The 509-nt window shown below is 52.3% G+C and carries 1 protein-coding gene; it reads left to right on the forward strand.

What is annotated here, in order from left to right; all coding sequences use genetic code 11:
- Positions 1-65: 65 nt before the first annotated feature.
- Positions 66-509 (forward strand): chemotaxis protein CheB (locus tag J7438_RS27500; protein WP_209279179.1); only part of this gene is annotated, 444 nt, incomplete at its 3' end.

The raw sequence follows: 509 nt of genomic DNA on the forward strand, positions 1-509 counted from the left end.
AGCCAGATCAGAAACCATCTTGAAGATGTCAGTAATACCCTTCGGATATACAGGAAGCTGGGCTCGTGAGTCTTGCTTCAGTTGGGGGGAAGCCCGGGGCTGTGGTACTGGGAGCGTCAGCAGGGGGACTGAATGCCCTTGGGTACCTCTTCAGTGAGTTTGGAGAGGACTTCCCATTGCCCATACTGGTCACCAAACATGTAGGGTTGAACGATGATAGCGGTATGCTCCGTATCCTTGCCCGGCAGAGCGCATTGCCGCTCAAATTGGCGACAGATAAACACCGAATACAGCCCGGAACGATTTATCTTGCCCCTGCTGGCTATCATATGCTGGTAGAGGAACCGAATCTTATCAGCCTGAACCTTGAGGCTCCTGTTGCTCATTCCCGTCCATCGATTGATGTGTTATTCCAGTCAGCCGCCAGAATCTATGGAACTGAACTGGTTGCCGTGGTTTTAACTGGTGCGAACCGGGATGGTGCCGATGGTATTCGGGCAGTGAAAAGT

The organism is Thalassotalea sp. G20_0, from assembly GCF_017744175.1.
In the GTDB taxonomy this organism is placed as follows: Bacteria; Pseudomonadota; Gammaproteobacteria; order Pseudomonadales; family Endozoicomonadaceae; genus Endozoicomonas.